Consider the following 26,027-nt stretch of genomic DNA (forward strand, 5'->3'; position numbering starts at 1 on the left):
TTAAAAGTCATGAAATTGCCGGACAGATGTTTGATAATGAATACGATTTAGCGATCGCTGTAATGGATGGAATGAAAAATCGTAGCGAAGCTGGTGAATACACACTGGAGCGTTTTATATTTAATTGTACCTAGCTACTTATACGATATGCATGGTAATGTATGGGAATGGTGTGAAGATGTGTATAATGGTAATTACATAAACGCACCAAGAGATGGTAGACCGTGGTTAACTGGTAGCGATAATAACAGAAGGCTGCTGCGTGGCGGTAGTTGGTTCAGCATTGCCAAGGCTTGCCGTTCTGCCATTCGCATTGGTTTTGCGCGCGCGTCTCGTGAAAAATTTGTTGGTTTTCGGGTGGTGGCGGTCGCTGTGGCGTGAGTACTCCCCAAAGTCAGAGTTGATAAGTGGGAATTTATCGAGCGTACATCAGGGAGTCCAGACCTGAACTAGCGAGGAAGGCGACAACCTCCTAATATAAAACCGAGTCGGATAGCTTGGTAGGTTGCAAAACCAAACAGTTGTTCGACTCAATTAATTTTGCGAGATTCCCGACTTTGGGAAAAAATAATTCTTAGGCTGGGTTTTGTTCCTCAACCCAACATTACCCATCACTGATGTTGGGTTTCATTTTAACGCAAAGGGGCAGCACGGAGGAGGCAGAGGTGCGATGTCTAAGATGTTAAGTCAAAATTGCCCCACCCATCAACCGCTCATACCGATACTTCAATTCTTCTTTCATTAAATACCAACGCTCTAAAGTAACATCCATTTCTACTATTTTCTCCGCTGCTTGCCGCGCTAAAAGTAAAACTTCCTCATCGTCAACCAAACTGGCTAAGGTAAAATCTGGCACTCCAGATTGACGAGTTCCCAGTACTTGCCCTGGCCCACGAAAACGCATATCCATTTCGGAAATGAAAAAACCATCTTGAGATTGTTCCAACACCTTCAACCGTTGTTGAGCATCAGGACTCCTAGAACTGCTCATTAACAGACAATAAGATTGAGCCGCACCCCGACCAACGCGCCCCCGCAGTTGGTGCAGTTGCGATAGTCCAAATCGCTCTGCATTTTCAATGAGCATCACTGTAGCATTAGGTACGTCTACACCGACCTCAACAACAGTAGTAGAAACCAAAATTTGCGTTTGGTTATCACGGAATTTGGTTATCGCATCGTCTTTTTCGGCTGAACTCATGCGACCGTGTAGCAACCCTACTTGAAAGTCAGGAAAAATGCTTTCCTGTAACTTTTGATGCTCATCAACAGCCGATCGCAAATCCAGTTTTTCTGATTCTTCCACCAAGGGTAAAACCACATAAACTTGTCTACCTTGGACAATTTCTCGGCGGATCAGGTCGTAAGCATGGTTGCGTTGCTGACCTGACAATACTGTTGTCTGAATCTTTTGTCGTCCTGGTGGTAGCTCATCAATTTGGCTCACATCCAGATCCCCGTGTATCGTTAGTGCTAAGGTTCGGGGAATCGGCGTAGCAGTCATAGTTAACACATGAGGTTGATTGCCTTTTTGCTGTAAACGTGCCCGTTGTTCTACTCCAAAACGATGCTGTTCATCTATGACTACTAACCCTAATTGCTGAAAGTTTACAGGGTCTTGAATCAAGGCATGAGTTCCTACTAACAGAGGTAATTCACCAGTTCCTAGCTGGGAATGTATTTGTCTTCGTTTCGCAGCTTTAGTCGAACCTGTAAGTAATTCCACTGGTAAATGCAAGAGGTTAAACCAACTAACCAACTTGCGATAATGTTGTTCTGCCAAAACTTCTGTGGGAGCCATCAGCGCCGCTTGGTAGCCAGATTGAATTGCTGCAAGGATAGCCAGCACGGCGACGACTGTTTTACCAGAACCGACATCACCTTGCACCAAACGATTCATTGGCACAGGTTTTTGTAAATCGTTGAGAATGTCGTTGAGAACTTGTTGCTGTGCGCCAGTGAGTTGAAAAGGCAGTATTTCGTGAAATTTCTCTACAAGTTGACCGCGTGGGACAAGGATGGCGCTGGTTTGAATCGCTCTTGCTTGCTGTTGACGTTGCAGTAACCCAAGTTGCAGGTAGAAAAATTCGTCAAAAACTAGGCGACGACGGGCAACTTGTAGGACGGCGCTATCGCTGGGAAAATGGATATTTGCGATCGCATCTTTTAATTCCATCAAACCATACTTCTGCCGCAAACCACTTGGCAAAGGGTCTTTCAGGTTAGCCGCAGCAGGTAAAGCAGCAATTACCGCTTGTCGCACTGTATTCGCCACCACGCCTTCAGTTAGTCCATAAATTGGTACTACCCGCCCAATATTTAGCGACTCAATCGTATCTCCTGGGCTTGCCAAAACCTCTAATTCTGGATTATCCAATGTCAAGCCGTATTTACTTTCTTTCACCAATCCACAGGCTGCCAGAATGCTACCTACTGGATAACGGCGTTTTAAACTTTCTTGCCAAGCGCGACTGCTAAAGCGCGTACCTGCGTAAAAACGGCCAATTTTGATTTGACCGCTGTTATCTTTTACTACCAATTCTAAAATAGATAATTTCTGATTTTTAGGGCTAGTAAAGCAGTTGCAACGCTTTACAGTTGCCACTATTGTCACCGTCTCACCCGCTTGTAACTCGCGGATATTCACCTGACGCGCATAATCAATATGGTCACGAGGATAGTAGAAAAGCAAGTCACGGACGGTATGTAAACCAAGCCGTGCCAAATTATCAGCTTTTTTAAAACCTATTTCTGGTAAATCACTGAGTTTTTGCTCAATTTTCGGTGCAAGTCTCCGACTCACCTCAGTAACAATTGGAGATTTTGGATTTTGAACTTTGGATTGATAAGTTTTCCCTTGCTCCCCTGCTCCCCTGCTCCCCTGCTTCCCCTGTTCCCCCTGCTCCTCTTGCTGTAGTTGGGAAAGATACCTACGAGTCTCTGCTACTAAATGCTGCCTTTCTTCCAGTGCTAGATGTGGATAACTAGCAAATTGCACCGCTAGTCCTTGCCAACGGCGGCGTTCAATTTGGGGTAAGCCTGTTGGGAATTTGCCCAAAGTTAAGCTGAGAAATTCACTGAAACGGTATTCTCTGCCCATCAAGTCTGTAAAGCCACGTTCAGCTTCTATTGCCAAGGCTTTATGCAATCGTATCCAATCTGGTTTTTCATTAGTCATTGGTCAGCAGAGTTAGGAGTGAGGAGTTAGGAGTGAGGAGTTAGGAGTTAAGAATAAATAACTCATAACTCATAATTCATAACTCATAACTTTATTCAAACCAACTAGCGCGCCATGCAGCTTCCGCTTCAGCGATCGCTTTTTCTTTATACCTTTTTTTATACTCTCGTCCTAGTTTGTTTAGCTGAACTAAAATACTGCGGATTCGCTTGCGATCGGAGGAAAGTGTCACATCAGCAAATTCAATTTCTCCTAGCCGCAGGTTAATAGCCATAATTTGAGTCAGTCCAGAATCTTCTGACTGTTGCTCATTTTCAATTTCAATTACTAAGTTTAATAAATTGGGTGGCCCTGGCATGACCTCAGCAGATGCTTCTGATGCTGCCGCCGCTGCTGCTAAAATCGGTTCTGGTAATTTTTTCGGCAATACTCCAGCTTTTTGTAACAAAAGATTAGCATCATGCGAAAGTTTTTTCAGTATATCTTGCGCAACCTCTTCTAATTTCTGTTGCCATTTTGCCAGTTCTATAGGATCGGAGGTGTTGGCAGTGAGATACTGAGAATTAGAAGTGTCAAGAAATAGTGAAGATAAAGAGGGTGTTACTTCCTCATCCATCTCATGCATTTCATCTCCTTCATCTCCTTCATCTCCTTCATCTACCTCATCTTCCCCTGATTCTTCACTTGTAAGATAAATGAGCAATTGTTCAGCTGCGAGTTCACCCAACTTGCGGATGGCTTGTTGCAATTGTTGGCGCTGATTCAATGACAAATGCAAAAAGTTTTCGGGATATCCTTGGGTACAGAGGTGGTAACTCGCGAGAATCAACTGTTTGCGTACAGCTATTCCCAAGGTATTTAGATAACTAGCATAAGCGCTTTGTAGTTCGATTGCGATCGCCCGGATCGCTTCTTGGAGTGCTGCAATATCCTGCTCAATTCGCTCGATTGCTCTTGCCATATTTTTTCGCTCTTGCCCATCTGAACCATTACATAGTACAAATGTACAAATTTATTTTAGGATAACTTTCCAGAGAATTTTAGATTTTAAATTAAATGCGATATTTCACGTCTTTAAAACTTACGCATTGACAGAAAAGCCAAAATAAGAGGTATAGTTTTCAAGGCTTCTAGCTAGGTTTTTCACTCATATTTTGGCGATCGCCAGCAATCAAAAGCGACCGCCAAAAGCCTGAAACAACGTATTTACGTTAATACACAAGATAGTTTTTTTGTACAGTGCGTAAGTCCTAGTCTTTTACTAAATAAAAGACAGGTCAAGCAAATAACCTGACCTGTTTTTTAAAGAGTCATTAGTCATTTGTCCTTTGTCCTTGGTAAAGACTAATGACTAATGACCAACGACTAATATTACTTAGTGCCCATTTGTGCAGCGACTTCATCAGCAAAGCTGATTTCTTGCTTTTCAATGCCTTCGCCTAGTATATAACGGACAAAGCGAGTCACTTGAATCTCTTCACCTAATTGAGTCTTGACTTGTTTTATCAAGTCTTCTACGGAAATACTCTGATCGCGAATGTAAGGCTGATCGAGCAAAGTCAATTCTTTCAGGCGTTTTTCAATCCGTCCCTGAACAATCTTTTCTTTGATGTTTTCAGGCTTGTTCGCCAAATCATCCTTGCCCATTTCAATGTCTTTTTCCTTTTGGGCAATTTCGGCGGGGATTTGGTCTACGCTCACATACTCGACATTGGGACAAGCTGCAACTTGCATTGCAGTGTTCCGTGCCAAGGTTTGGAACTCTGAATTAGCAGCCACTGATTCAGTTTGGGAACCCAGTTCTACTAATACACCAACTCGACCGCCAGTATGAATGTAGCTGTCTACTACACCTTGTGTGCCTTCTGCTATTGCAAAATTAACAAAGCGGCGCACTTGGATGTTTTCACCAAGGGTAGCAATGGTTTGCTTGATAAATTCTTCTACAGTCGCACTTTCATTATCAATATAGGGTTGAGCCAGCAAAGACTCAACACTATCAGCTGTCGCTGCTTGCTTTGCTAGATTCTTAACTAAAGCTTTAAAAGCCTCGTTACGAGCAACAAAGTCGGTTTGGCAGTTGACTTCTATGAGTACACCTACTCGACCTTCGGGCTGAATGTAAGTGTCTACTAAACCTTCTGCCGCAATGCGATCGCTTTTTCCCCCCGCCTTAGAGATGCCCTTTTTCCGTAGCCAGTCTATGGCTTCTTCTATATTGCCATTAGTCTCTATCAGCGCTTTTTTGCAGTCCATCATGCCAGCACCAGTTTTTTGGCGTAGCTCTTGGACGAGTTTTGCAGATATTTCCGCCATGTTGCCTCAATTCCTAACTTGACCTCGAGTTGTAATCACTCACCTAATTTAGTACTGAGTACTGAGTTTTGTTAGCGTTAGCTCGGCGTTTAGCCCGTGCTGAGTTTTGAGTGTTCAGTTATCAATTTTATTCTTCATTGACAAATCACAACTTACAACTTCAAAAATCAAGACTCAGCACTATTCAATTTGCTGAGTCTTTCTATCTTACTCAGGACTTAGCACTCTTCTACTCAGCACTATTCTTCTGTTTCCTCGTCGGGAAGTACGGCATCAGTATATTCGCTTTCTTCGTAGTCATCGTCATACTCACTACCGTCGTAATCTTCGTAATCATCCTCTACATCCAGCTGACCATGACGACCTTCATAAATGGCATCTGCCAATTTTCCGACTATCAGTTTAATTGACCTGATAGCATCGTCGTTTGCTGGGATGGGGATATCTACTACATCGGGGTCACAGTTTGTATCCAACATGGACACAATGGGAATATTCAGCTTTTGGCATTCTTGAACTGCGTTATATTCCCGGCGTTGGTCTACGATTACCACGATATCGGGCACTTTTCGCATTGTTTTAATGCCGCCCAAGTATTTCTGAAGCTTCGTCATTTCCCGACGTAGCATTGATGCTTCTTTTTTCGGTAATAAATCTAGTGCGCCAGTTTCTTCACGGCGTTCTAAATCTTTTAGACGGTCAACCCGTGTTTTGATGGTTGCCCAGTTGGTCAACATTCCGCCCAACCAGCGTTGGTTAATGTAGTGGGAACCACAACGGCTAGCTTCTTGGGCAATAATTCCAGCTGCTTGACGCTTGGTACCAACGAAAAGAAATTTCTTCCCTTGTTCTGCGTGCGATCGCATGTAGTTGTAAGCATTATCCATCAACTGGGCAGTTTGCACCAAGTCGATAATATGCACGCCATTGCGGGAAGTATAAATGTAAGGAGACATTTTTGGGTTCCAACGCCGGGTCTGATGCCCAAAGTGAACCCCTGACTCCATCATCTGAGCCAATGAAACTACTGGCATGTATTTTTCAACTCCGATTCGGGTTAAACCTCCATCCAAGTGTATTTCCCAATCGGGAAACACCCGAATTCTTAGATGTGCGAGATTAGTTAACCATACTAGGTTAACATATTCTCAAGAGTTGTAGTTGCTTGACCGAGTGAATCCAAGAAATATAGCGCTGCCTACTCAACAATTGGGCAGCACTATAAATGAAAATCTTGCTGTTTTAAAGGTGTACTAGCGGTCTTCTCGATCTTCGGGTTTAGGTTTTTGTCGCCGTTGTTCGATCTGATCGTCGATAGTTTCTCTCATTTTGCGATCGGCAGCGTCCATCGCAGAATACTTAAAGCGGTTGATTATGCCACTGAACAAGTTGCCAAAGAATCTTTCAATTTCTTGCATAATTTTATACCTCAATATTTAAAGGTAAATTCTTGACTTGACATTGGTCTTGTACTTTTTAGTGGAAGTTAGAAATAAAACACCAACCTCTGCTTCAAGTATCTATTAGTCTCTTAGCGTCTCAGGGTGCTTAAAAGGCTGGCGGTTTATTTATCCTTTGATTCAGTTTTACTTGTGAATGACTGTACAAAACAGTCTTTTCTATAAAATCAGTATTGTTGAGACTTACTAGATTGAAAGGCGCTAGAGATTCATCTATTGTATTCTGTCTCAAGTAATAAATGTGGCAAACACACAGGTAACAAATTGTCTACTTGTTTATAACACCTAGTACGTCTACGACGGGCGTAGCTATAGCAACTTCTGGTGCATGTTACTCAATAGTATCGGGGTCTACATTGAGCGAGCGCAACCTTGCCTTTAACTGTTCTATCTGCAATTCTGCCTGTTCAGCTCGTTGGCGTTCTTGTTCAGCTCGTTGGCGTTCTTGTTCTACTAGTTCTTCTGCCTGCTGTCTTGCTAAAACTTCCTGTCGTAAAGCCTCTACCAGTTCACCAGGGATCAGCAATTTTTCCCCTGTATCCTCTTGATAAAACCCAATTAGCCTTCCCTCAACTACTAAGCGCAGTTGTAACGGTTCACTGCGTCCATCTTGTATAGGTTCGTAGATTTCTCCCCGCAGGCGATAGCCACGTAACTGTTGTTCCACCCACTCTCCTTTAGGGTCAAATAGCCAGTATTCCTTGACACCTAGCTGTTCATAAAGGGTCTTTTTGAAGATTTCGTCTTGTCCTTTAGTACCAAAGGATGTCATTTCAAAAATAACTGTCGGTACTTGACCTTCTTCCCAGGTTTTATAGTTGTCCCGACCGCCAGGTGCAACATCAAAAATCACCATTACATCTGGGGCTACCCGCAACTTGGGAAAGCCTTGTGCATAGTAAAGAAATTGATTTCCCAACACTGTTGCTTGACGATTTGCCAGATACTGTTTCAGGACTTCTAAGGTAGTTAGTAAAGCATAAAGGTGGTCGTAGGTTTCTGCCACTGGTTGACCATCAGCACTGGGGTAGAATATTTCTGATTCGACATTAACAGGTAGAGTAGCCGTCACGTTGCTTCGCTCCAAATTCAAAATTCAAAATTCAAAATTCAAAATTCAAAATTAAGAATTTCTATAAATAAGTTAACTTGCTTTGTATTTTTTTATGTTTTGGTCATGGTTGTAAAATCAGTGCTACAAGATTATTTTAGAGCAAATTCTAATTTCCCTTAATTTGGGATTTGGAAGCTTTGCAAAATGTAACTGGATAACTCACAAAATCCATCGCCTTCGGCAGCTGCGGTCATATAAGCGGGCTGATGTTGCAATTTATCTGCATATTCCAACACGTTTGCCACGCCTACAGAAACAGGAAAATAACGCCGATCGAATAAACTTTCATCATTAGGACTATCGCCAACAGTGACAATTTGTTCTGATGAGTACTGGGGCAAATATTCGCGCAATACCTGCAACAATCCCACAGCTTTATCTTGTCCTTGGGGTTTAATGTGACACTGCACGTTGCTATAGGTAAATCCCCAACCCATTTGTTGACAGAGATTATCTAGGGTTTGTAGTTCGTCTTCACGCAAACCAGCTACATCAAAAGTCCAGTCGGTGAGGCGAAAGCGATTATCAGCAGATTCTTGGATTTGGGGAAATTTAGTTTGTAAGTTCTCAAAAGTCGTAGCTAAGTGCTGGCGATGTTGAACTAAATCAGGAATGGGTGTTAAGACTACTGGTTTTTGATTTCCAGGTGGAAAGAACAAACCACCATTTTCTGCCATCGCACCTGCGACTGGCATCAAACTACTCAATCCACTTACCCACCCAGCAGAACGTCCGGTGACAATTAGCACTTTAATGTCAGCTGCGGCTAAGTCCTCTAAAGCTTGTAACAGTGTGGGAGTAAATTTTCCTCGTTTAGTCAAGGTGCCATCCATATCTGTGGCTATCAGACGAATATTGCTAAAGCTTGTAGATGAAACCTCAGATAGGGGAGAGAGGCTCAAATGTCTGGACATATAAGGTTTGTAACAGGCTGTAAAAAATATTAATCATACAGTAAGATGACCTTGAAGATTTGGGCATCCTAAACATCAGGAGTCAAGTTTTTCAGTTTCCCACCATGTCCACTTCAATGTTTCTTGCCCAATCCTCTGGGAAAAAGGCTACTAAAAAGGCATCCCAGGAAGTGCCAGCAAGTAATCCTCAAATACCACCATTATTGTTGGTAACTTCTGGAGGACTGGCTTTAGTGGTGATTGCTTTGATTGTGTATATTAAACTCCAGAAGGATAAGCTGGAGAAAAAACTTAAGTTTGAGCAATTCCGCGCGCGAGAATTAGAGAAAAAGTTTAAGCTGGCGCTGGAAACAATTCGTAAAATGGAAACTAATCCCGATTTGGTGAACTCACGGGACTTTAACCTCGATTATCTGCGGATGCGGATGTCAGAGGAAGTGTTTCACTTTGCAATTCTTAACCAAATAAAGATTCAAATCAAAGAAAAAATTTCTCAAGCCCTGCGTCCAAGTCAAGCCCAACAAGGATCGGTTGGAATTGCTAATAGTGCTGGACGGCAAGTAGATGAAATTTTTGATGTCGAGTATGAGACTGGTAGTCCAGGGAATTCTGCTAAACGCGTACTGTTTCGGATTCAAATCAAGTTAATGAAGTTACCGACGCAAGCAACTTCTGCGACTATTAGTCAAATTATTGATTGTATAGAAACTTACCTAAGCCCGATAGAAGACGAAGATAGTTGGCAACCAATAATTCAAGGTCGGATTGCTACCATGCATTGGGATCAAAAGGCTAAACCTACGCCTTTACTAGTGCTAGAACAATCGAATGAAGGCGTGAATGTAACTTTTCGTACTAGTCGCCAACCAAATACTCCAACTCCACCAAAGTCACCCGGAGTTAAAAAATCAGGCTCGGCTAGACAATAAATTATGGCTGTCATTAGTCATTGGTCATTAGTCATTGGTCATTGGTCATTGGTCATTGGTCATTATCGGGCACTTGTACTAAGCTTTATCGTTGACGCAGCCTCTTGTAGAGAAGTATTGGTCAATGGTCATTAGTCAAGAGTTACTAGCTAAATAATAAAAATGACAAAGGACAAAAGACAAATGACTAAAATCATGACTGAATAACTGTATTGGGGGAATTACGGGTTAAAAGACCATCTTCCATTTCGACGATGCGATCGGCTATATCTAAAATGCGGTTGTCGTGTGTCACCAATAAGATAGTAGTTCCCTGATTTTTAGCTAGACTCTGCATTATTTCCACGACATCGCGTCCTGATTGTTTATCTAATGCTGCTGTTGGTTCGTCTGCTAGCACCAAGGGAGGACGGTTCACTAAGGCGCGGGCGATCGCAATTCTTTGTTTTTGTCCACCAGAAAGATTATCTGGGTAGTAATCAACTCGTTCTTCTAGACCTACAGACCCCAGCATAGCTTTTGATTTAGCCATTGCTTCTGCTTGAGAAATATTATCGTTCAATTCCACTGCCATTTGCACATTTTGCTTGGCTGTCAAGAACCCTAGCAAATTGTGAGCTTGGAAAATATAACCAATGTTGCGTCGCATCTGCACTAATTTGTTTTGACTGACGCCAATAAGTTCTTCACCTAAAAATTTTAAACTTCCCTCTTGTACAGACCGCAAACCACCAATTAAGCTCAGTAATGTTGTTTTACCTGAACCTGATGGCCCGGTCATAATCACAATCTCACCTGGATAAACGTCTAGGTTAATATTAAATAATATCTGTTTCCTCAGTGCGCCTTTGCCATAGAAATGATTGAGGTTTTTAATGGCAATTACAGGTTCTTTTTCCATCATATTTTTGTTAGTTACAAATTATCATTTCCAAATTTTAACTGTAGTGACTGTCAAGAATTAAATTTGCTAAATATGAGCATAAGTCAAATTTATTATTAATATCTTTTGACTAATATGATATTAATTAAAAGATATCTGCTGGATCGGCAGAGCGTAATTTTCTAACTGCGATCGCACCAGAAATAATGCACATCAGCATAGTCAAAATCAATACCATTACAGCTCGTTCAAAACTCATAAAAACTGGTAAAAGTGTTGCATTTCTGGCACTGCTATACATAAATAAGGCAAAAACTATTCCAGGAAAATAGCCGAGAACTGCTAATAATAAAGCTTCTTGAAGAATTACTGTCAATAAATAGTTTTGTGTGTAACCTATTGCCTTGAGAGTAGCGTACTCAGCTAAGTGATCTGCAACTTCTGTGTAAAGAATTTGATAAACAATCACAGTCCCCACAATGAAACCCATGACAGTCCCTAATGTGAAAATAAAGCCAATAGCTGTACTATTCGCCCAGTAACTCCGCTCAAAATCAATAAATTCTTGTTTAGTTAAAACATTCACTTCATTAGGTAAATACTTTCGTAATTGTTGGGCAACAACATTAGCACCAGCTCCCGGTTTTAATCTAATTAGCCCAATATCAATTAATCCTTTTTGACGATTGTTGAATATTCGGAAAAAGTTGAGATCGCTGGTAATTAAATTACCATCTGCACCAAATGATGCACCTAATGTAAAGAGTCCTCCTACTTTAATTCGCCGCCTTCGTACTTCTGCCATTACAGTCTTTCCTTGGTCATAATTAGCAGCGATCGGCCCATACTCTACCCTAGAAGAACGGTCAAATAGAACTACATCAGGTAGTTTAAGTTTATCTAAATTTTCCTGAACTCCAGGTAAGTTAACTAGGTTAGTTTCTGGGTTCATTCCAAAGATTAGAATACTCCGAGGACGCCCGGTTACAGGATTTTTCCAGATTGTAAAATCCAAATATATCGGATATACTGATTGAACTGCGGGTAATTCTAAAGCTTTATATAATCGCCGTTGCGAAAAGCTTCTCATTGCCAATATAGCGTTAGATTGACTATTAATTAAAACAATATCGCCTTGTAAGCTGTTATGAAATCGAACGTTACTATAATACAGAGCATCTCGAAAACCAAGCTGCATAAACATTAAAATATCGGCAAAAGCAATTCCTGCTAACGCCACAGCTAGACGAGTTTTTTCCCTTGTCAGTTGTAGCCATGACAGAGGTATTTTTTGATTCATTTTATAGGCATCCAAGCACAGTTAAGATAATTCGTAATTCGTAATTAAGAACATTCTCAATCCAAAATATCAAGTTGTACATTGGTATTGCTGCTCATCTATAACTTAATTAGTTATTAATATCCACAAGAACTTTGGCGTAGGTTAAACCAGAAACTTTTTGGCTATCTTCTGGAGATAGAGCAATTTTCACTTCTACAACTCTGGCATCTACATCTGCGGCTGGATCTGTATTCAGCACATCTTTTTTACCAATTTTTCTGCCAATTTCAGTGACAGTTCCCTTTAATTCGCCGCTAAATGCGCCGTTATCACTGGTGATAGTAGCATTTTGACCAAGACGGACTTTACCAATGCTGTCTTCGGCGACTTCAGCAATTACAAACATTTGCTTGGTTTGGCCAAGTTCAGCAATGCCATTTGCGCCGATCGCTTCGCCTGATTTGGCGTAAACCTTTAAAATTTCTCCAGCGATTGGTGCTTGAACGTAGCTCAATCTCAGTTCTGCTTCGGCTTTTCTGACATTTGCGATCGCATTACTAACTTGGGCTTGCGCTACTTGCACATCGGTAGGACTAACATCTAAAATTCTGCTTAGTTTGGCCTTTTCTTCATCGATTTGTCTTTGCAAAGTTGCGACAGTTTTATCGCGGTTAACTTTGGCTTCGATTAACTGCTGTTGCAAAGTTGCTAAATTTTGTATTTGGGTAGCTCTAGCCTCAGCAAGTTGCTGCCGCAAAGTTGCTAATGTCTGTCTTAGGGTAGCTTGGCTTTCAGCAACCTGCTGATTAGCAGTTATTGCACTCAAGCGTCTTCTGTCCCGCTCTTGCTGAGAAATAGCACCTTCTTTGTATAAATAATCATAGCGTCCGGCATCGACTTGAGCATTGCGCTGTTCGGCTTGAATACGTGCAACCGTTGCTCTAAGAGCATCTCTTTGCCCACTAAGTTCAGCTTCTAGGCGATTCACGGTTGCTTGTTGGACAAGTTTATCACCGCTTAACTGAGCTGCAACCCTTGCGATCGTTGCTTGCGCTGCATTCCTTTCGCCAATTAACTGCGCTTGTAGGCGAGCAATAACTGCTCTTTGGGCTTGAATATCTCTTGGAGAACCAGCCTTGACTTGCGCTAAATTCGCACGCGCTTCTTGGACTTTCGCTTTTGCCTCTTGTAGTCCGGCTATTTGGGTATCGCGGTTGTCCAAAATTGCCACAATTTGACCTTGCTTTACCTGTTCGCCCTCTTTCACCAGAAGTTGCTGAATTCGTGATGATGGTGCTAATCCTGATGATGGGGCGGACAATTTAACAACTTCGCCTCGCGGTTCCAAACGCCCTACAGCACTAATGCTATTGGTAGATGGCATTACGGGTGCGGATGTAGTTAGTTTTCTTAACTGCTCGATTTTAGCCGTACCTAGTATGCCAGCGGCGATTACTACTGGCACGGCTACAGCGATACCCCACCAAATCTTAGGTTGTTCATGATTTAGTGTTTGTTCACTTGGTTTCGGCTTTTCAGTCACCCTTGACATAGTATGTTGCCCATTTACCTGAATTGTGCTGATGAAAGTAATAAATAAAAAGGTTTTTAATCAACAGCCAGCTGTTAAAACAAACAACAGTGGTTTCAAGCTGGATATGGCTTAAAAATCCATTGTGTGATGAACGTTCAACACTATGGCTTAACAAAATGGTGTTTTCTATAGCCGCTGATTATGTATGCAATACACTTTGACCTCTCTCCAAACCTCTCTCCTAAAAGGAGAGAGGTTTGGAATCTTACTCCCCTTCCCTATAAGGGAAGGGGCTGGGGGTTAGGTCCGTATTGCACTCAACTGATAACCGCTATATTGAGACATCAGTGCAATGGGAGTTAGCATAATTCACAAGCAGTATGAATCTAGATATAGAGACGCGATATATCGTATCTCTATAAAAAATTCTCAATTGGTATGATGCGGTACTTTACTGCTACATTTACTACAGCTAGAGTTAGTTTCAAAATTGAAAAGAAACATCAAAAATAGACTGTTGCCTTTGTTAGACACAATCTTGCTACAAAAGTTAGTCTTCCTTAAATGAATCAACGATTAACTAACTAAAAAATATCTGTCAACTTGAACATTCCTAACATCAGAGTTTCCTTAACTTTCTGGTCAATGAGTTAGCTGTCTCTAGTTGTTTGCACCTACCAAGACAACAAACCATTTTGTGATATTCGCTTCAAAGACCTTGCTATTTTCCCTGTTGCTGTTTTGGAACTCCATAAAACTCTCGTTGAATGAATTCTACATTTATCTGTTAGCTGAAAACGTAGCAGAACCTACAGATGGGGGAGATGAGGGTGATGGAGGAAATGATTAAGTTGGGAGGTCGAATAAAACTGTGGTCATATAATTTTCTGCCCAAGCTGGGCCAAAGGCTTTTTCTAGTACGCGGCGGGTTTTATCGTTTTGCTGCTGTTTGGTGCAGTAGTTGTGTTGTCCGGCGAGATTTTGGGTGACTTGTTCAACTGAAACAGGATGTGAGGCGATCGCTTGGATGCAATGAATGTCTAAAAATTCTCGCACCCGCGAGAGAAACATTGTTTCTTCTTCAGGGGAACTGGGGCGGACAAAGATGCAGAAATCTGAAAAAATATTTCCCCATTCTGGTAATTCACGGGGTTGGGAAAAGTTAAGCACTGTTAGCTGTGTCAGTGCCGAAGTATAAGATTCTGGTAAGGTGCGTTCTGCTTGAATAGGAGAAAGGTCTGCGATCGCTGCACTAATTTGACCTCTACCTCCAACTAAATCACAACCAAACATCGGCAGGTTGTATTCTGGACGAGGAAACATGACGCAGTGCAAAATATCCAGCATATTGCCGATTTTTGCCAGTTCCAAGTGCATTTTCCGAAACTGGGGCGTTTGATAGCAACGGTTTTCAATCGTCAGTTTTTCGCCTTCTAATCTACCTTCCACATACCCCAACTCATTAGGCAAATGGTAAGGGGATAAATCTAGGTGCTGATGCCAAGCTGCCTCAATACAATCAGCTAGCTGACGAATTAGGGGATGTTGTTGCTCGCGCAGCGAGGGCATAGAAGTAAATGACATATTCTAGTTTGGGAATGCGATCTAGTGGCCAGTCTACAACCTGTCGTGCCATACCTGTTGTGGTCTGCAATATAAGCAAACACTTACACTCAGCCAACGTTAATTTATAAGACAGATACTTTTCACGAGTATTATTTATTTTGTAGTCTAGGTTACAGAAATAATTTTAGATTAGCCCATTTGTAAAGGCTAATAGAAAGCTATGAAACTAGATTCTTATAAACCGGATTTTGCTGTACATACAAGAAAGCACAATAATCTGGAAGGTTTACAGAGGTTCAAAGCTTCTACTTGGGTAAACCTTTTGCAACTTCCCAACCCATTTAGTTTTGACGAAGCACTTTTATTGTGTCCGGTTTCAGCAGATGAGTGGCTAGCCTGGATTCCAGATCATGGCGAAGCAATACTTAATATCAGGCAATTTAGTTATTAGTTATAGGTCATTAGGCATTGGGCACAGGGCATTGGTTATTCACTTTGGACAAATGACAAATGACAAATGACAAATGACTATTGCTGCCAGAAATCAGTGACATCGTATCCCAATTCACTTAGCATCTGCCGCAGCAGGGGTAAACTGAGTCCAATGACATTGCTGTGGCAGCCTTCAATTTTTTCTACAAAGAAACTACCAAAACCCTCAATGGCAAAAGCACCAGCACACTTGAGCGGTTCACCTGTGGCAACATAAGCTTTAATTTCCTTCTCGCTCATTTGAGCAAAGTAAACTCTTGTAACTTGTGACTTGACTAAAGTACGGTTTTGCTGATTGTCAATTAAGGCGTGACCTGTGTGCAAGTCGCCAAAGTTACCTTGCATTATCTGCCAACGAGCGATCGCTTCAGAGAAGTCTGCTGGTTTGCCGTAAATTTCACCATTGATGGACAAAACTGAATCACAACCCATAATCAAAGCTGATTGAAACTGTGGGGCTACAGTTTCCGCTTTATACTGGGCAAGAGTTTTGACCAATTCTGCTGGTTCACTTAGTTCAATTTGCGACTCATCAAAGTCACTAGGCTGAACTATTGGTTCAATACCAACAGTTTGCAGCAAGCGGCGTCGGGCTGGAGAAGCTGAAGCAAGTACAAAAGGTGGAATTTTCATGAGATTTTAGAAAAATTATTAATTGGGCATTGGGCATTGGGCATTGTAATTAAGTTTCTTTCTTATTCCCCATTCCCAATTCCCCATTCCCCATTTCCTACTCCTTAATTAATAAACAGAAAAAGAATTAACAACCTCATCAATCATTCGTTTAACTTTTTGCCAGCGTTTTTCAGGAATTGAGGCGTTGAAGGTAAAAAGTTTACCACGGCTAACAGCAACGCTGGTGATGTTGTGTCGTTCCTGTTGATTGGAGAGTTTAACCTCATACTCTAAAAGGTAGTATGTTTTACCATCTACTTCTCGCTGGGCAGCATTGACTAATTCAGCCGAACGACCAGAATCAGGAGGCGCAAGAGCTGCTTTTCCTAATTTGTATCCTACTTCTGTTGGGGTTCCCAATTCTGACAAAGTTTTGCCTTCAGGAACTGGGCTAATCACAACCGAAACATTTTCAGACACCTCAATCAAATCGTGGAAAACCACATCAGGCCCATCGGCAACTTTAACTGGCAGCCAGCCGTTAGGATATAAAAACTGATAGCCATCACCACTGTCTACAAAGCTTTTGAGTCCAGCCGCAGCCGCAACATCCGAATTACTCAGACTGAAGCTCAACACCAATAGCAAAATTAATACAATTCGTTTCCACATTTCTACAGATTCCTTTGGGCTGGAGATAACACAAGGCTTGCATCATTTCTCGTCTTTATTCTCCCACCAACCGGGACGCTTCGGATAATGTATTAGATGGTGAAGTATAAATGCTTATGTTCCCTAACGTCTAATTTTGAAGAAGAATTCAAAAGTCAAAATTCAGTAGTCATCAAGACGCTTCTGGTAGAGAAGCATCTCCGACAGGAGAAGGCTTTACGCTACGCTATCCGTCAGGAATTCCCAACTGAATCCTGGCTCACCTTGACTGCGCTTCGCGGATCGCCTGACTCCTGAATTCTGTTTGAAAAAAAAGGAGAGGCAGATAATTCTACCTCTCCTATACAGGGATAGACAAGTTACTTCAACTATCCCATAATAATTCCAACTAACTAGACTTAGTATCTGTTGGGTTTGTGAACAAGGAAGCTGAGAACTTGGCACTGCTTGATGTTATCAAAACCCACAACACGAATATAGCTGTTGTTAAATTGAGAACGGCATCCTTGAACTTCGCTCAATACTTCTTGAGTAGATTTAGCACCGAACAAAGGCAACTTCCACATTGTCCAATATAATTCTGTTGGCTCAGAAGTTTCGTTAAACTCGATCGCAGGAATGTAACCTTGATTCAAAATGTACTGAATCTGCTTGGAAATTTGAGCGTCAGACAGAGGGGGAAGATAAGAAAGGGTTTCGTAACGACGCTCTTTTGGTAAAGTTTGCATAGCTTTTGATAATGGGTTGCGATTTTTACTAGTAGATTGACCGAACTAATTGGATAAGTTATCCAAATCCCGATCTGAAGGTGTTTGCTGTTCTGATTGCAGACTGGGGTTAGATGTGTCTATTTGTGTGATGCGTTCTAAATGCTGGCGACGCTGCTCCATATTGGCTTGCTGAATGCCAGTGCGAACCATTTCCGGTAAAAATTCTGCAATTTCTTCGGCGATGTGTTCTCTGACAGTCATGATTCGCAAAGCTAAATCTGGTTTTTCTCGCAACAGTTGCTCAATGAATGACTCACCATTTTGAATTTTGCCAGACGAAAAGTTATGCAACCAAAGTTCTAATGGCGGATTAGTTTCACCTAGCTGTGCCAATACTGTCCTTAGAGCCTGATAAGTCAGATAGCTTTGGAGAGTTTTGGCTGTGTCCTTCGCAATTTGCTTAAGATTCATGCTTGACCCCAGCCCTGAAGAGTTATGAGTTATGAGTTATGAGTTATGAATTAATGCAAATCCTAACTCTTGTACAGACGCGATGAATCGCGTCTCTACTTCTAACTCTTAACTCTTAACTGTTAACCCAGATCAGACGGTATCCATTGCTTCAAACTCGAACTTGATTTCTTTCCACAGTTCGCAAGCAGCAGCCAGTTCAGGAGACCACTTGGCAGCTTCACGGATGATATCGTTACCTTCACGAGCCAAGTTGCGGCCTTCGTTACGAGCTTGAACAACGGCTTCTAAGGCAACGCGGTTAGCAGTTGCACCAGGAGCGTTACCCCAAGGGTGTCCCAGAGTACCACCACCGAACTGTAGTACGGAGTCATCACCGAAGATTTCTACTAGCGCGGGCATGTGCCATACGTGGATACCACCAGAAGCAACTGCCATTACACCAGGTAGAGAAGCCCAGTCTTGGGTAAAGTAAATACCGCGAGACTTGTCTTGCTCAATGTAGTTTTCACGCAACAGGTCAACGAAGCCCATTGTGATGCCGCGCTCACCTTCCAATTTACCAACTACTGTACCAGTGTGGATGTGGTCGCCACCAGACAAACGTAGAGCTTTAGCCAATACACGGAAGTGAATACCGTGGTTCTTTTGACGGTCAATTACAGCGTGCATAGCACGGTGAATGTGCAGCAATAGACCATTATCGCGGCACCAACGAGCCAATGTGGTGTTGGCGGTGAAACCTGCGGTGAGGTAGTCATGCATGACGATGGGCATTTTGAGTTCTTTCGCGTACTCAGCCCGCTTCAGCATTTCCTCACAGGTAGGAGCGGTGACGTTTAGGTAGTGACCTTTAATTTCACCGGTTTCTGCTTGGGATTTATTGATAGCTTCAGCAACGAACAAGAAGCGATCGCGCCATCTTTGGAATGGTGCGGAGTTGATGTTTTCGTCGTCTTTGGTGAAGTCCAAACCACCGCGTAAGCACTCGTATACAGCGCGTCCGTAGTTCTTAGCGGAAAGACCCAATTTGGGCTTAATGGTACAACCCAACAAAGGACGACCGTATTTGTTTAACTTATCGCGCTCAACTTGGATACCGTGAGGAGGCCCTTGGAAGGTCTTGATGTAAGCTACTGGGAAACGGATGTCTTCTAGACGCAGTGCCCGTAGAGCTTTGAAACCAAATACGTTACCGACAATTGAGGTCAATACGTTGGTTACAGAGCCTTCTTCAAATAAGTCCAAAGGATAGGCAACGTAACAAATGTACTGGTTGTCTTCGCCCCGAACTGGTTCGATGTCATAGCAACGACCTTTGTAGCGATCGAGGTCGGTGAGCAAATCTGTCCACACAGTTGTCCAAGTACCTGTGGAGGATTCAGCCGCAACAGCCGCACCTGCTTCTTCGGGAGGAACACCAGGCTGAGGTGTCATACGGAACGCAGCTAGAAGATCGGTATCTTTTGGTGTGTAATCCGGTGTGTAATAAGTTAGTCTGTAATCTTTAACCCCGGCTTGATACCCAGATTTGCTCTGAGTCTTCGTTTGAGCGTAAGACATAATTTTATCCTTCCCTGAAATCACTCTTGTTAATTATCAAATCACGTTTTGTGCAACTTACCCTCACCCCGCTCTTGCCCCCCTTGAGCGAGGGGAAGATCGGAAAAATTTTTTATTAGGAGTTGCCTTTGGCAAAGGTTAGCAGTTTTTTTGCGGCGGACACAATGGATAGTGGTGGTAGCCCTCCTCACCAGTGTTTTTCCCTTCTAGGGGTACACGACCTGGCGCTTCTACTGTTCCCTCTTGCTAAAAATCAAAATTCTTTTTTACCTCTTCTTCGCACCCAACTAAACCTTCTCAATTTCACCAAAACTTCCGCACTTTGCGGACTGATTTCGATTATTCCCCTATAAATTCGGGTATTCAGGGGATTGGGCTGGCTGGCACACATTCCCGCCTTTACACTCCTTATATCTTCCCCTTTGACAGAAAAGACACCAGAAAAGAATTTACTTGACAGAGATTTAGCAGAGTGGTGAGCAAAAGATAAAAGAATTGCACACCACGTAATTTGTAACTTGTTTCACAATATATCAAGAATTCGATAAGTTATTCTTTGAAAGTTTTTAACTTATCTATTTAATTTTGTTATTACATAAAGTTTTAAACTTTTTGTTACAAATGCTTTACAAAATGTCATCAATGATATTCGGGGACTGGGTATTGGGTAATGAGAAAGTATTCCTAAATATTTATTTCCTAGTCCCCAGTCCCCAGTTCCCAGTCCCCAGTCCCCAGTTCCCAGTCCCTAGTCCCCAGTCCCCAGTCCCCAGTCCCCAGTCCCCAGTCCCCAGTCCCCAGTCCCCAGTCCCCAATCCCCAATCCCCAATGTTTGAAAAATCCCAGCTAGGGGAACACTGAAATTAACCCAAAGCCAGTTGAGGTAAATGCTATGGGTACTGTCTCCAAAGGAAATGTCACCGTGGTATTGTTTTACAAGCGTACTAGTTTATTAATTACTTCTATCTTGCTGGGGTTGATAGCTTTGCCAAATATGGGATGGGCACAAAAAACCCCTGACATTAATTCATCTGATGTAACCCCCGCTTACCCAGCTTCCGCACCGCCACCGCGAGTAGAATCTTTGCCCGATGAGCGGGGAGTTGAAGAAAATTCGCCAAAAACTGATTATCGTGTTGGTAATTTATTGGGAGATGTTACAGGTAATCTTTGGGTAGGTTCTTGGCGGGGACTATCGCGGATCGATCCTAAAACCGGCAAGATTATTTCTCGTGTTAGCTTACCGAATGTTGCCATTGGGGCTTTAGCCCAAGACAAAGTAGGACGTTTGTGGGTAGGAAGTTATGAGGGACTAGTTCGAGTTGACCCCCGCACTAACGAAATCACCGCACAAAATTTATTTTTGCCTTCTAAACGCGTGTTGTCACTGTTACTTGACAAACGGGGTTATTTGTGGACTGGAACCGATAGCGGTTTAGCTCTCATTAGTCCCGACCAAGGCTTGATTATGACAACATTAAAAAATCTGCCTGGTGTCAGTGCTAACGCCCTGACTTTAGATGCTGAAGGTCAATTGTGGGTTGGTACTCTGGATGGATTGGTACGGGTAAATACTGCTAGTGCTGCGATTATGAAGCGAATAGCCGATTTACCAGGAACGACTGTACAAGCTTTAGCTATTAGTCCAGAAGGGTTAATTTGGGCGGGAATGCCGAATAATTTGCTAGTTATTAACCCAAAGACTGGTGCAGTGTTGCGGTCTGTAACTCGTCTGCGTGGGCGTGACGTGACAGCAGTACGTTTTGCGAAAGATGGTAGCGTCTGGGTCGGGACTAATAATGGTTTGTTACGATTAAATCCAAATACAGGAGCCGTATTAGACTCAGAAGTTGCTGGACTTCCTTCTAGTCGGGTTCTTACCCTTGCACCTGACATCGGCAATAAATTATGGATTGGTACTAGTGAAGGTCTAGCGTGGTTAATGCCCAAAACGGACAGTGCAAAACCCCATATTGCTTTCAGTCGCGCCGTTAAATGATTAGTCATTTGTCCTTTGTCCTTTGTCATTAGTCATTTGCTAAGGACAGAACAAGAAGACAAAGGACAAAAAATCCAAAATCTAAAATCTAAAATCTAAAATCTAAAATTGGCAATGGCAATCACTACCCAGCAATTAATTCAATGGAAACAACAGGGACGTTCAATTGTGGCGTTGACTGCCTGGGATTATGCGATCGCTCAACTCCTGGACGCAGCTGGTGTAGACTTAATCCTTGTGGGTGATTCTATGGCAGTAGTTCTTGGGTATGAAACAACACTGCCGATAACTTTGGATGAGATTATATATCACGCTAAAGCTGTGCGTCGTGGGGTTAAACGGGCATTAGTAGTTGTAGATTTACCTTTTTTGACGTATCAAGAAAGTCTGCAACAAGCGATGCACTCAGCTGGGCGAGTACTAAAGGAAACGGGCGCTCAAGCGGTAAAGTTAGAAGGTGGCTATCCAGCAATGGCCGAAACTGTGGCTCGTTTAGTAGAAGCTGGAATTCCGGTTATGGGTCATGTGGGTTTGACACCGCAATCAATACATCAACTGGGTTTGCGACAACAAGGTAAAACCCAAGAAGCCAGTGAGAGGATTTTACTTGAAGCGATCGCTCTCGAACAAGCGGGTGTATTTTCTCTCGTGTTAGAGCATATCCCCGCAGATTTAGCAATGCAGATTTCACAAAAATTAAGTATTCCCACAATTGGTATCGGTGCGGGAATTCACTGCGATGGACAAGTTTTAGTTACCTCAGATATCCTCGGACTGGCGGAGAAGCATCCACCATTCGCCAAAGTTTACACGAATTTGCGCGAGACGATTACCAAAGCTGTGCAAGATTATGCTGTGGAAGTGAGAGAAAGGAAGTTTCCATAACTGAATTTATCTAATATTTTGCAATTTCTCCAAGGAATAACTTGTAGCTAAGGGATAATAATTACATTTGCTTATAGATGCACAGTTATGATCTGCTGCCTAAATCCAGCTTGCCACAATCCGCCCAATCCAGATCGCACAATGTTTTGCTCTAATTGCGGCACAGGATTGGTGGTGTTGAGAAACCGCTATCGCCCAATTCAATTACTAGGAAGTGGGGGATTTGCTAAAACCTATTTAGCAAAAGATTTAGACAAGCTGAATGAATATTGTGTTATCAAGCAATTTGCGCCGCGAGTACAGGGAACTGCGGCAATAAACAAAGCCACAGAACTATTTGAGCAAGAAGCAAGGCGACTGCAACAACTAGGAGAACATCCGCAAATTCCGACGCTGTTGGCGTACTTTGAAGAAGAAAATAATCTGTATTTAGTGCAGCAGTTTATCAACGGGCAGAATTTATTAGCTGAATTAAAACAACAGGGAACTTTCAACGAAGAAAAAATCTGGGAAGTTTTGCTTGATTTATTAAATATCCTGAAAAAGGTTCATCAGCACAAAGTTATTCACCGCGATATCAAACCAGAAAATATCATTCGTCGCAGCACTGACGGCAAGTTAGTGTTGATAGATTTTGGGATTTCCAAGCAACTCACCATGACAGTTATCACTAACCCAGTAACAAGAATTGGTTCCCCAGGTTATGCGCCATTAGAACAAATACAGGATGGGAAAGCTTATCCAGCAAGTGATTTATATAGTGTTGGTGCAACTTGCTTTCACTTACTGAGTGGAATTCACCCTTGGATAATGTGGGAACAACAAGGTTATGGGTGGGTTTCTTCTTGGCGGGAGCATTTGCACCAACCACAAAGCAGCGAATTGGAGAAGATTATTGATAAGTTACTGCAAAAAGATTATCAGCAACGTTACCAATCTGCTGAGGAAGTTTTACAAGATTTTAGTTCACCGTTACCATCACTTTCACCAGTACACTCAACTCAGGCAGTAGTTGTAATTCAACCACTATCATCATTCCCTGCTACATTGCCTCATCAGCCTCAAACTAGAACATCGCCAGCACCAGTAAAACCAAAAGTAGCGATACAAAAGCCATCTAGACAAAATACTAATTGGAGAACAAGATTCCTGGTAGGTGCTGCTATTACAATAGTTGGAACTCAAATATATGGTTCTGTTCGCTATGGCTTGTTTCCAACTAATCCGATATTTTTAGTTGAAAGCTTTCCCAGTAGTTTTTTCCTAGAAAGAACCCTCACAGGGCATTCTAATCCGGTTGATTCCGTCGCCTTCAGCCGAGATGGCAATACCCTTGCCAGTGGTAGTTATGACAAAACCATCAAACTTTGGAATTTGGCAACCGGAGAGCAAATCCGCACTCTCACAGGGCATTCTGACAAGATTTGGTCTGTCGCCATCAGCCCAGATGGCAAAACCCTTGTCAGTGGTAGTGAAGACAAAACTATCAAACTGTGGAATTTGGCAACCGGAGAGCAAATTCGCACTCTCACTGGGTATTCTAACTTTGTTATTTCCGTCGCCATCAGCCCAGATGGCAAAACCCTTGCCAGTGGTAGTGGTGACAAAAGCATCAAACTGTGGAATTTGGCAACCGGAGAGCAAATCCGCACCTTCAGTCGGCATTCTAACTTGGTTTTTTCCGTCGCCATCAGCCCAGATGGCAAAACCCTTGCTAGTGGTAGTCAGTACGACGGAACCATCAAACTGTGGAATCTCGCAACAGGAGAACAAATTCGCACTCTCAAAGCGCATTCTGACACGATTTGGTCCGTCGCTTTCAGCCCAGATGGCAAAACCCTTGTCAGTGGTAGTGAAGACAAAACTATCAAACTGTGGGATTTAGAAATTGGAGAGCAAATCCGCACTCTCTCTGGACATTCTCACACGGTTTATTCCGTCGCCATCAGCCCAGATGGCAAAACCCTTGCCAGTGGTAGTCGTGACAACACCATCAAATTGTGGAATCTGGAAACCGGAGAGCAAATTCGCACTCTCACAGGGCATTATTACGAGGTTATTTCCGTCGTCTTTAGCCCAGATGGCAAAACCCTTGTCAGTGCTAGTTGGGACAAGACCATCAAAATTTGGCGGCTAAAGTAGTGAGTGCTGCGATCGCTGTTTTGAGTATTTAGCTGGACATAGAAGAAGTAACCTAAACTAAAATCAACATGGTTGGCTCATATTAGCCTCGATATAGGAGACGCATTTGTTGGCGAAGTTAAACACGCTCTCAATCGTATTGAACCGTTTCCTTCAAGCATGGACTTGTGAAATCTGCTGTAAAATATTTAATTAAATAGTGATAATTATGCAACACATTACGATTGACGCAGCATCACAACACTTACACGAATTGATCGCAGCCGCAATCAATGGCGAGGAAATTATTATTACCAAAGATGAACAGCCAGTGGTGAAACTGACTCCAGTGATCCCAGAAAAAAAACGTTCTCCTTTATTTGGTAGCGCTAAAAATTTGATTACAATCTCAGATGACTTTGATGAGCCATTAGAAGAATTCCAGGATTATATGTAATGCAGGTATTGTTAGATACTCATACTTTGATTTGGTTTTTCCAAGGACATCAAAGTTTTAGTGAGAAGATGAGACTATTAATCGAAGACCAAAATAACGAAAAGCTCATCAGCATTGTTAGCGTGTGGGAAATGTCAATAAAACAAAGCATTGATAAGCTAAATTTTTGTTTGCCAATTAAGACTTTTATCGAGCAAGAAATAGCATTAAATGATTTTAATTTACTCAATATTAATCTTAATCATATTGATGTAATTACTACCCTACCCTTACAACATCGTGACCCCTTTGATAGAATTTTAATTGCTCAAGCAATGGTAGAGAATATTCCAATTGTTAGTGCAGATACAGCATTTGATGCTTATTCAATTACAAGACTTTGGTGATATTGACTTTAATTGAGCAAATACTAAGTGTGAAAACTGACAGCATCTTTTATCGTCTGTTTCAAGAATTTCCCCATATCTTCTTTGAACTGATTGGCAACTCAGGCGAGACAGCGAATCTCTACCAATTTTCTTCAGTTGAAGTCAAACAAACAGCCTTCAGAATTGATGGTGTATTTCTGCCCATCCAAGATCGAGAAGTGCCGATTTATTTTGTCGAGGTTCAGTTTCAACCAGACATAGAGATTTACTTACGCTTAGTATCAGAAATTTCTTTATACTTACGCCAAAATAGACGCAAAAATCCTTGGCGAGGAGTGGTGATTTATCCCAGCAGAAATATAGATATAGGTGAGAAAGAAGATTTCATAGAATTCTTCCACAGCCAGCGTATCAGTATAATTTACTTAGATGAATTAGGCTCAACTGCATCCTTACCAATAGGCATTGCTACGATAAAATTAGTAATTGAAGACGAAG

26 protein-coding genes are annotated in these 26,027 nt (G+C 42.2%); 10 read left to right on the forward strand and 16 right to left on the reverse strand.

Going from position 1 to position 26,027, the window contains the following annotated elements; translation table 11 throughout:
* The first annotated feature begins 93 nt into the window (after positions 1-93).
* A complete protein-coding gene (locus tag RMY32_RS16060) occupies positions 94-381 on the forward strand; it encodes a formylglycine-generating enzyme family protein (RefSeq protein WP_322708864.1) in 288 nt (95 codons plus the stop codon).
* A gap of 301 nt (positions 382-682) precedes the next feature.
* Here the strand turns inward: RMY32_RS16060 and recG are convergent, their stop codons facing one another.
* From recG to RMY32_RS16095, 7 genes are all read right to left on the reverse strand, one after another.
* Positions 683-3,178 carry an ATP-dependent DNA helicase RecG gene (gene recG / locus RMY32_RS16065; RefSeq protein ID WP_322708865.1) on the reverse strand — a complete coding sequence of 832 codons (2,496 nt, stop codon included), beginning with the start codon at positions 3,176-3,178 and terminating at the stop codon, positions 683-685.
* A 91-nt stretch (positions 3,179-3,269) separates the two neighbouring features.
* Positions 3,270-4,139, reverse strand: coding sequence for a hypothetical protein (locus RMY32_RS16070; protein ID WP_322708866.1), 870 nt, complete (start codon positions 4,137-4,139; stop codon positions 3,270-3,272).
* A 410-nt stretch (positions 4,140-4,549) separates the two neighbouring features.
* A complete protein-coding gene (tsf, locus tag RMY32_RS16075) occupies positions 4,550-5,494 on the reverse strand; it encodes a translation elongation factor Ts (protein ID WP_322708867.1) in 945 nt (314 codons plus the stop codon).
* A gap of 239 nt (positions 5,495-5,733) precedes the next feature.
* Positions 5,734-6,528 carry a 30S ribosomal protein S2 gene (gene rpsB / locus RMY32_RS16080; RefSeq protein WP_322667495.1) on the reverse strand — a complete coding sequence of 265 codons (795 nt, stop codon included), beginning with the start codon at positions 6,526-6,528 and terminating at the stop codon, positions 5,734-5,736.
* Between the two features lie 219 nt (positions 6,529-6,747).
* Complete coding sequence (locus RMY32_RS16085) at positions 6,748-6,912, reverse strand: hypothetical protein (RefSeq protein WP_194042887.1); 165 nt, start codon at positions 6,910-6,912, stop codon at positions 6,748-6,750.
* Between the two features lie 373 nt (positions 6,913-7,285).
* Positions 7,286-8,026, reverse strand: coding sequence for a Uma2 family endonuclease (locus RMY32_RS16090; protein WP_322708868.1), 741 nt, complete (start codon positions 8,024-8,026; stop codon positions 7,286-7,288).
* Between the two features lie 158 nt (positions 8,027-8,184).
* Complete coding sequence (locus RMY32_RS16095; protein WP_322708869.1) at positions 8,185-8,982, reverse strand: HAD family hydrolase; 798 nt, start codon at positions 8,980-8,982, stop codon at positions 8,185-8,187.
* A gap of 104 nt (positions 8,983-9,086) precedes the next feature.
* Here RMY32_RS16095 and RMY32_RS16100 point away from each other — a divergent pair, with 104 nt between their 5' ends.
* Both RMY32_RS16100 and RMY32_RS16105 read left to right on the forward strand, forming a co-directional pair.
* On the forward strand, positions 9,087-9,911 hold the full coding sequence (locus RMY32_RS16100; protein WP_322696500.1) for a hypothetical protein: 825 nt from the start codon (positions 9,087-9,089) through the stop codon (positions 9,909-9,911).
* 3 nt (positions 9,912-9,914) lie between these two features.
* A complete protein-coding gene (locus RMY32_RS16105) occupies positions 9,915-10,046 on the forward strand; it encodes a hypothetical protein (RefSeq protein ID WP_322708870.1) in 132 nt (43 codons plus the stop codon).
* A 58-nt stretch (positions 10,047-10,104) separates the two neighbouring features.
* On the opposite strand, the gene RMY32_RS16110 is transcribed toward RMY32_RS16105, so the two are convergent.
* The 4 genes from RMY32_RS16110 to RMY32_RS16125 form a co-directional block, all read right to left on the reverse strand.
* Complete coding sequence (locus RMY32_RS16110) at positions 10,105-10,812, reverse strand: DevA family ABC transporter ATP-binding protein (RefSeq protein ID WP_322708886.1); 708 nt, start codon at positions 10,810-10,812, stop codon at positions 10,105-10,107.
* 127 nt (positions 10,813-10,939) lie between these two features.
* Positions 10,940-12,094, reverse strand: coding sequence for an ABC transporter permease DevC (gene devC / locus RMY32_RS16115; RefSeq protein ID WP_322708871.1), 1,155 nt, complete (start codon positions 12,092-12,094; stop codon positions 10,940-10,942).
* Between the two features lie 109 nt (positions 12,095-12,203).
* Positions 12,204-13,628 carry an HlyD family efflux transporter periplasmic adaptor subunit gene (locus tag RMY32_RS16120; RefSeq protein ID WP_322708872.1) on the reverse strand — a complete coding sequence of 475 codons (1,425 nt, stop codon included), beginning with the start codon at positions 13,626-13,628 and terminating at the stop codon, positions 12,204-12,206.
* Between the two features lie 828 nt (positions 13,629-14,456).
* Positions 14,457-15,194, reverse strand: coding sequence for a phycocyanobilin:ferredoxin oxidoreductase (locus tag RMY32_RS16125; RefSeq protein WP_322673510.1), 738 nt, complete (start codon positions 15,192-15,194; stop codon positions 14,457-14,459).
* A gap of 202 nt (positions 15,195-15,396) precedes the next feature.
* On the opposite strand from RMY32_RS16125, the gene RMY32_RS16130 reads away from it, so the two are divergent.
* On the forward strand, positions 15,397-15,627 hold the full coding sequence (locus tag RMY32_RS16130) for a hypothetical protein (protein WP_322696502.1): 231 nt from the start codon (positions 15,397-15,399) through the stop codon (positions 15,625-15,627).
* 77 nt (positions 15,628-15,704) lie between these two features.
* Here the strand turns inward: RMY32_RS16130 and RMY32_RS16135 are convergent, their stop codons facing one another.
* The 5 genes from RMY32_RS16135 to RMY32_RS16155 form a co-directional block, all read right to left on the reverse strand.
* Positions 15,705-16,301, reverse strand: a complete 597-nt coding sequence (locus RMY32_RS16135; protein WP_322708874.1) for a nucleoside triphosphate pyrophosphatase — start codon at positions 16,299-16,301, stop codon at positions 15,705-15,707.
* A gap of 108 nt (positions 16,302-16,409) precedes the next feature.
* A complete protein-coding gene (gene psbP / locus RMY32_RS16140; RefSeq protein ID WP_322708875.1) occupies positions 16,410-16,955 on the reverse strand; it encodes a photosystem II reaction center PsbP in 546 nt (181 codons plus the stop codon).
* 398 nt (positions 16,956-17,353) lie between these two features.
* Positions 17,354-17,683: a ribulose bisphosphate carboxylase small subunit gene (locus tag RMY32_RS16145; protein ID WP_322708876.1), complete on the reverse strand. Its 330-nt coding sequence runs from the start codon at positions 17,681-17,683 to the stop codon at positions 17,354-17,356.
* Positions 17,684-17,728: 45 nt separating this feature from the next.
* Positions 17,729-18,136 carry a RuBisCO chaperone RbcX gene (rcbX, locus tag RMY32_RS16150; protein WP_322708877.1) on the reverse strand — a complete coding sequence of 136 codons (408 nt, stop codon included), beginning with the start codon at positions 18,134-18,136 and terminating at the stop codon, positions 17,729-17,731.
* Positions 18,137-18,268: 132 nt separating this feature from the next.
* Complete coding sequence (locus tag RMY32_RS16155) at positions 18,269-19,699, reverse strand: form I ribulose bisphosphate carboxylase large subunit (RefSeq protein ID WP_322708878.1); 1,431 nt, start codon at positions 19,697-19,699, stop codon at positions 18,269-18,271.
* An 892-nt stretch (positions 19,700-20,591) separates the two neighbouring features.
* Here RMY32_RS16155 and RMY32_RS16160 point away from each other — a divergent pair.
* The 6 genes from RMY32_RS16160 to RMY32_RS16185 form a co-directional block, all read left to right on the forward strand.
* A complete protein-coding gene (locus RMY32_RS16160; protein ID WP_322708879.1) occupies positions 20,592-21,698 on the forward strand; it encodes a two-component regulator propeller domain-containing protein in 1,107 nt (368 codons plus the stop codon).
* A 114-nt stretch (positions 21,699-21,812) separates the two neighbouring features.
* Complete coding sequence (panB, locus tag RMY32_RS16165) at positions 21,813-22,583, forward strand: 3-methyl-2-oxobutanoate hydroxymethyltransferase (RefSeq protein WP_322708880.1); 771 nt, start codon at positions 21,813-21,815, stop codon at positions 22,581-22,583.
* A gap of 87 nt (positions 22,584-22,670) precedes the next feature.
* On the forward strand, positions 22,671-24,725 hold the full coding sequence (locus RMY32_RS16170) for a serine/threonine-protein kinase (protein WP_322708881.1): 2,055 nt from the start codon (positions 22,671-22,673) through the stop codon (positions 24,723-24,725).
* Between the two features lie 208 nt (positions 24,726-24,933).
* A complete protein-coding gene (locus RMY32_RS16175; RefSeq protein ID WP_322708882.1) occupies positions 24,934-25,161 on the forward strand; it encodes a type II toxin-antitoxin system prevent-host-death family antitoxin in 228 nt (75 codons plus the stop codon).
* On the forward strand, positions 25,161-25,547 hold the full coding sequence (locus tag RMY32_RS16180) for a type II toxin-antitoxin system VapC family toxin (protein WP_322708883.1): 387 nt from the start codon (positions 25,161-25,163) through the stop codon (positions 25,545-25,547). Before RMY32_RS16175 ends, RMY32_RS16180 begins: the two co-directional genes overlap by 1 nt.
* 29 nt (positions 25,548-25,576) lie before the next feature.
* Positions 25,577-26,027, forward strand: a 451-nt coding sequence (locus RMY32_RS16185) for an Rpn family recombination-promoting nuclease/putative transposase (protein ID WP_322708884.1), incomplete at its 3' end; no start/stop codon positions are given.

The organism is Nostoc sp. ChiSLP03a, from assembly GCF_034531215.2.
Classification (GTDB): domain Bacteria; phylum Cyanobacteriota; class Cyanobacteriia; order Cyanobacteriales; family Nostocaceae; genus Nostoc.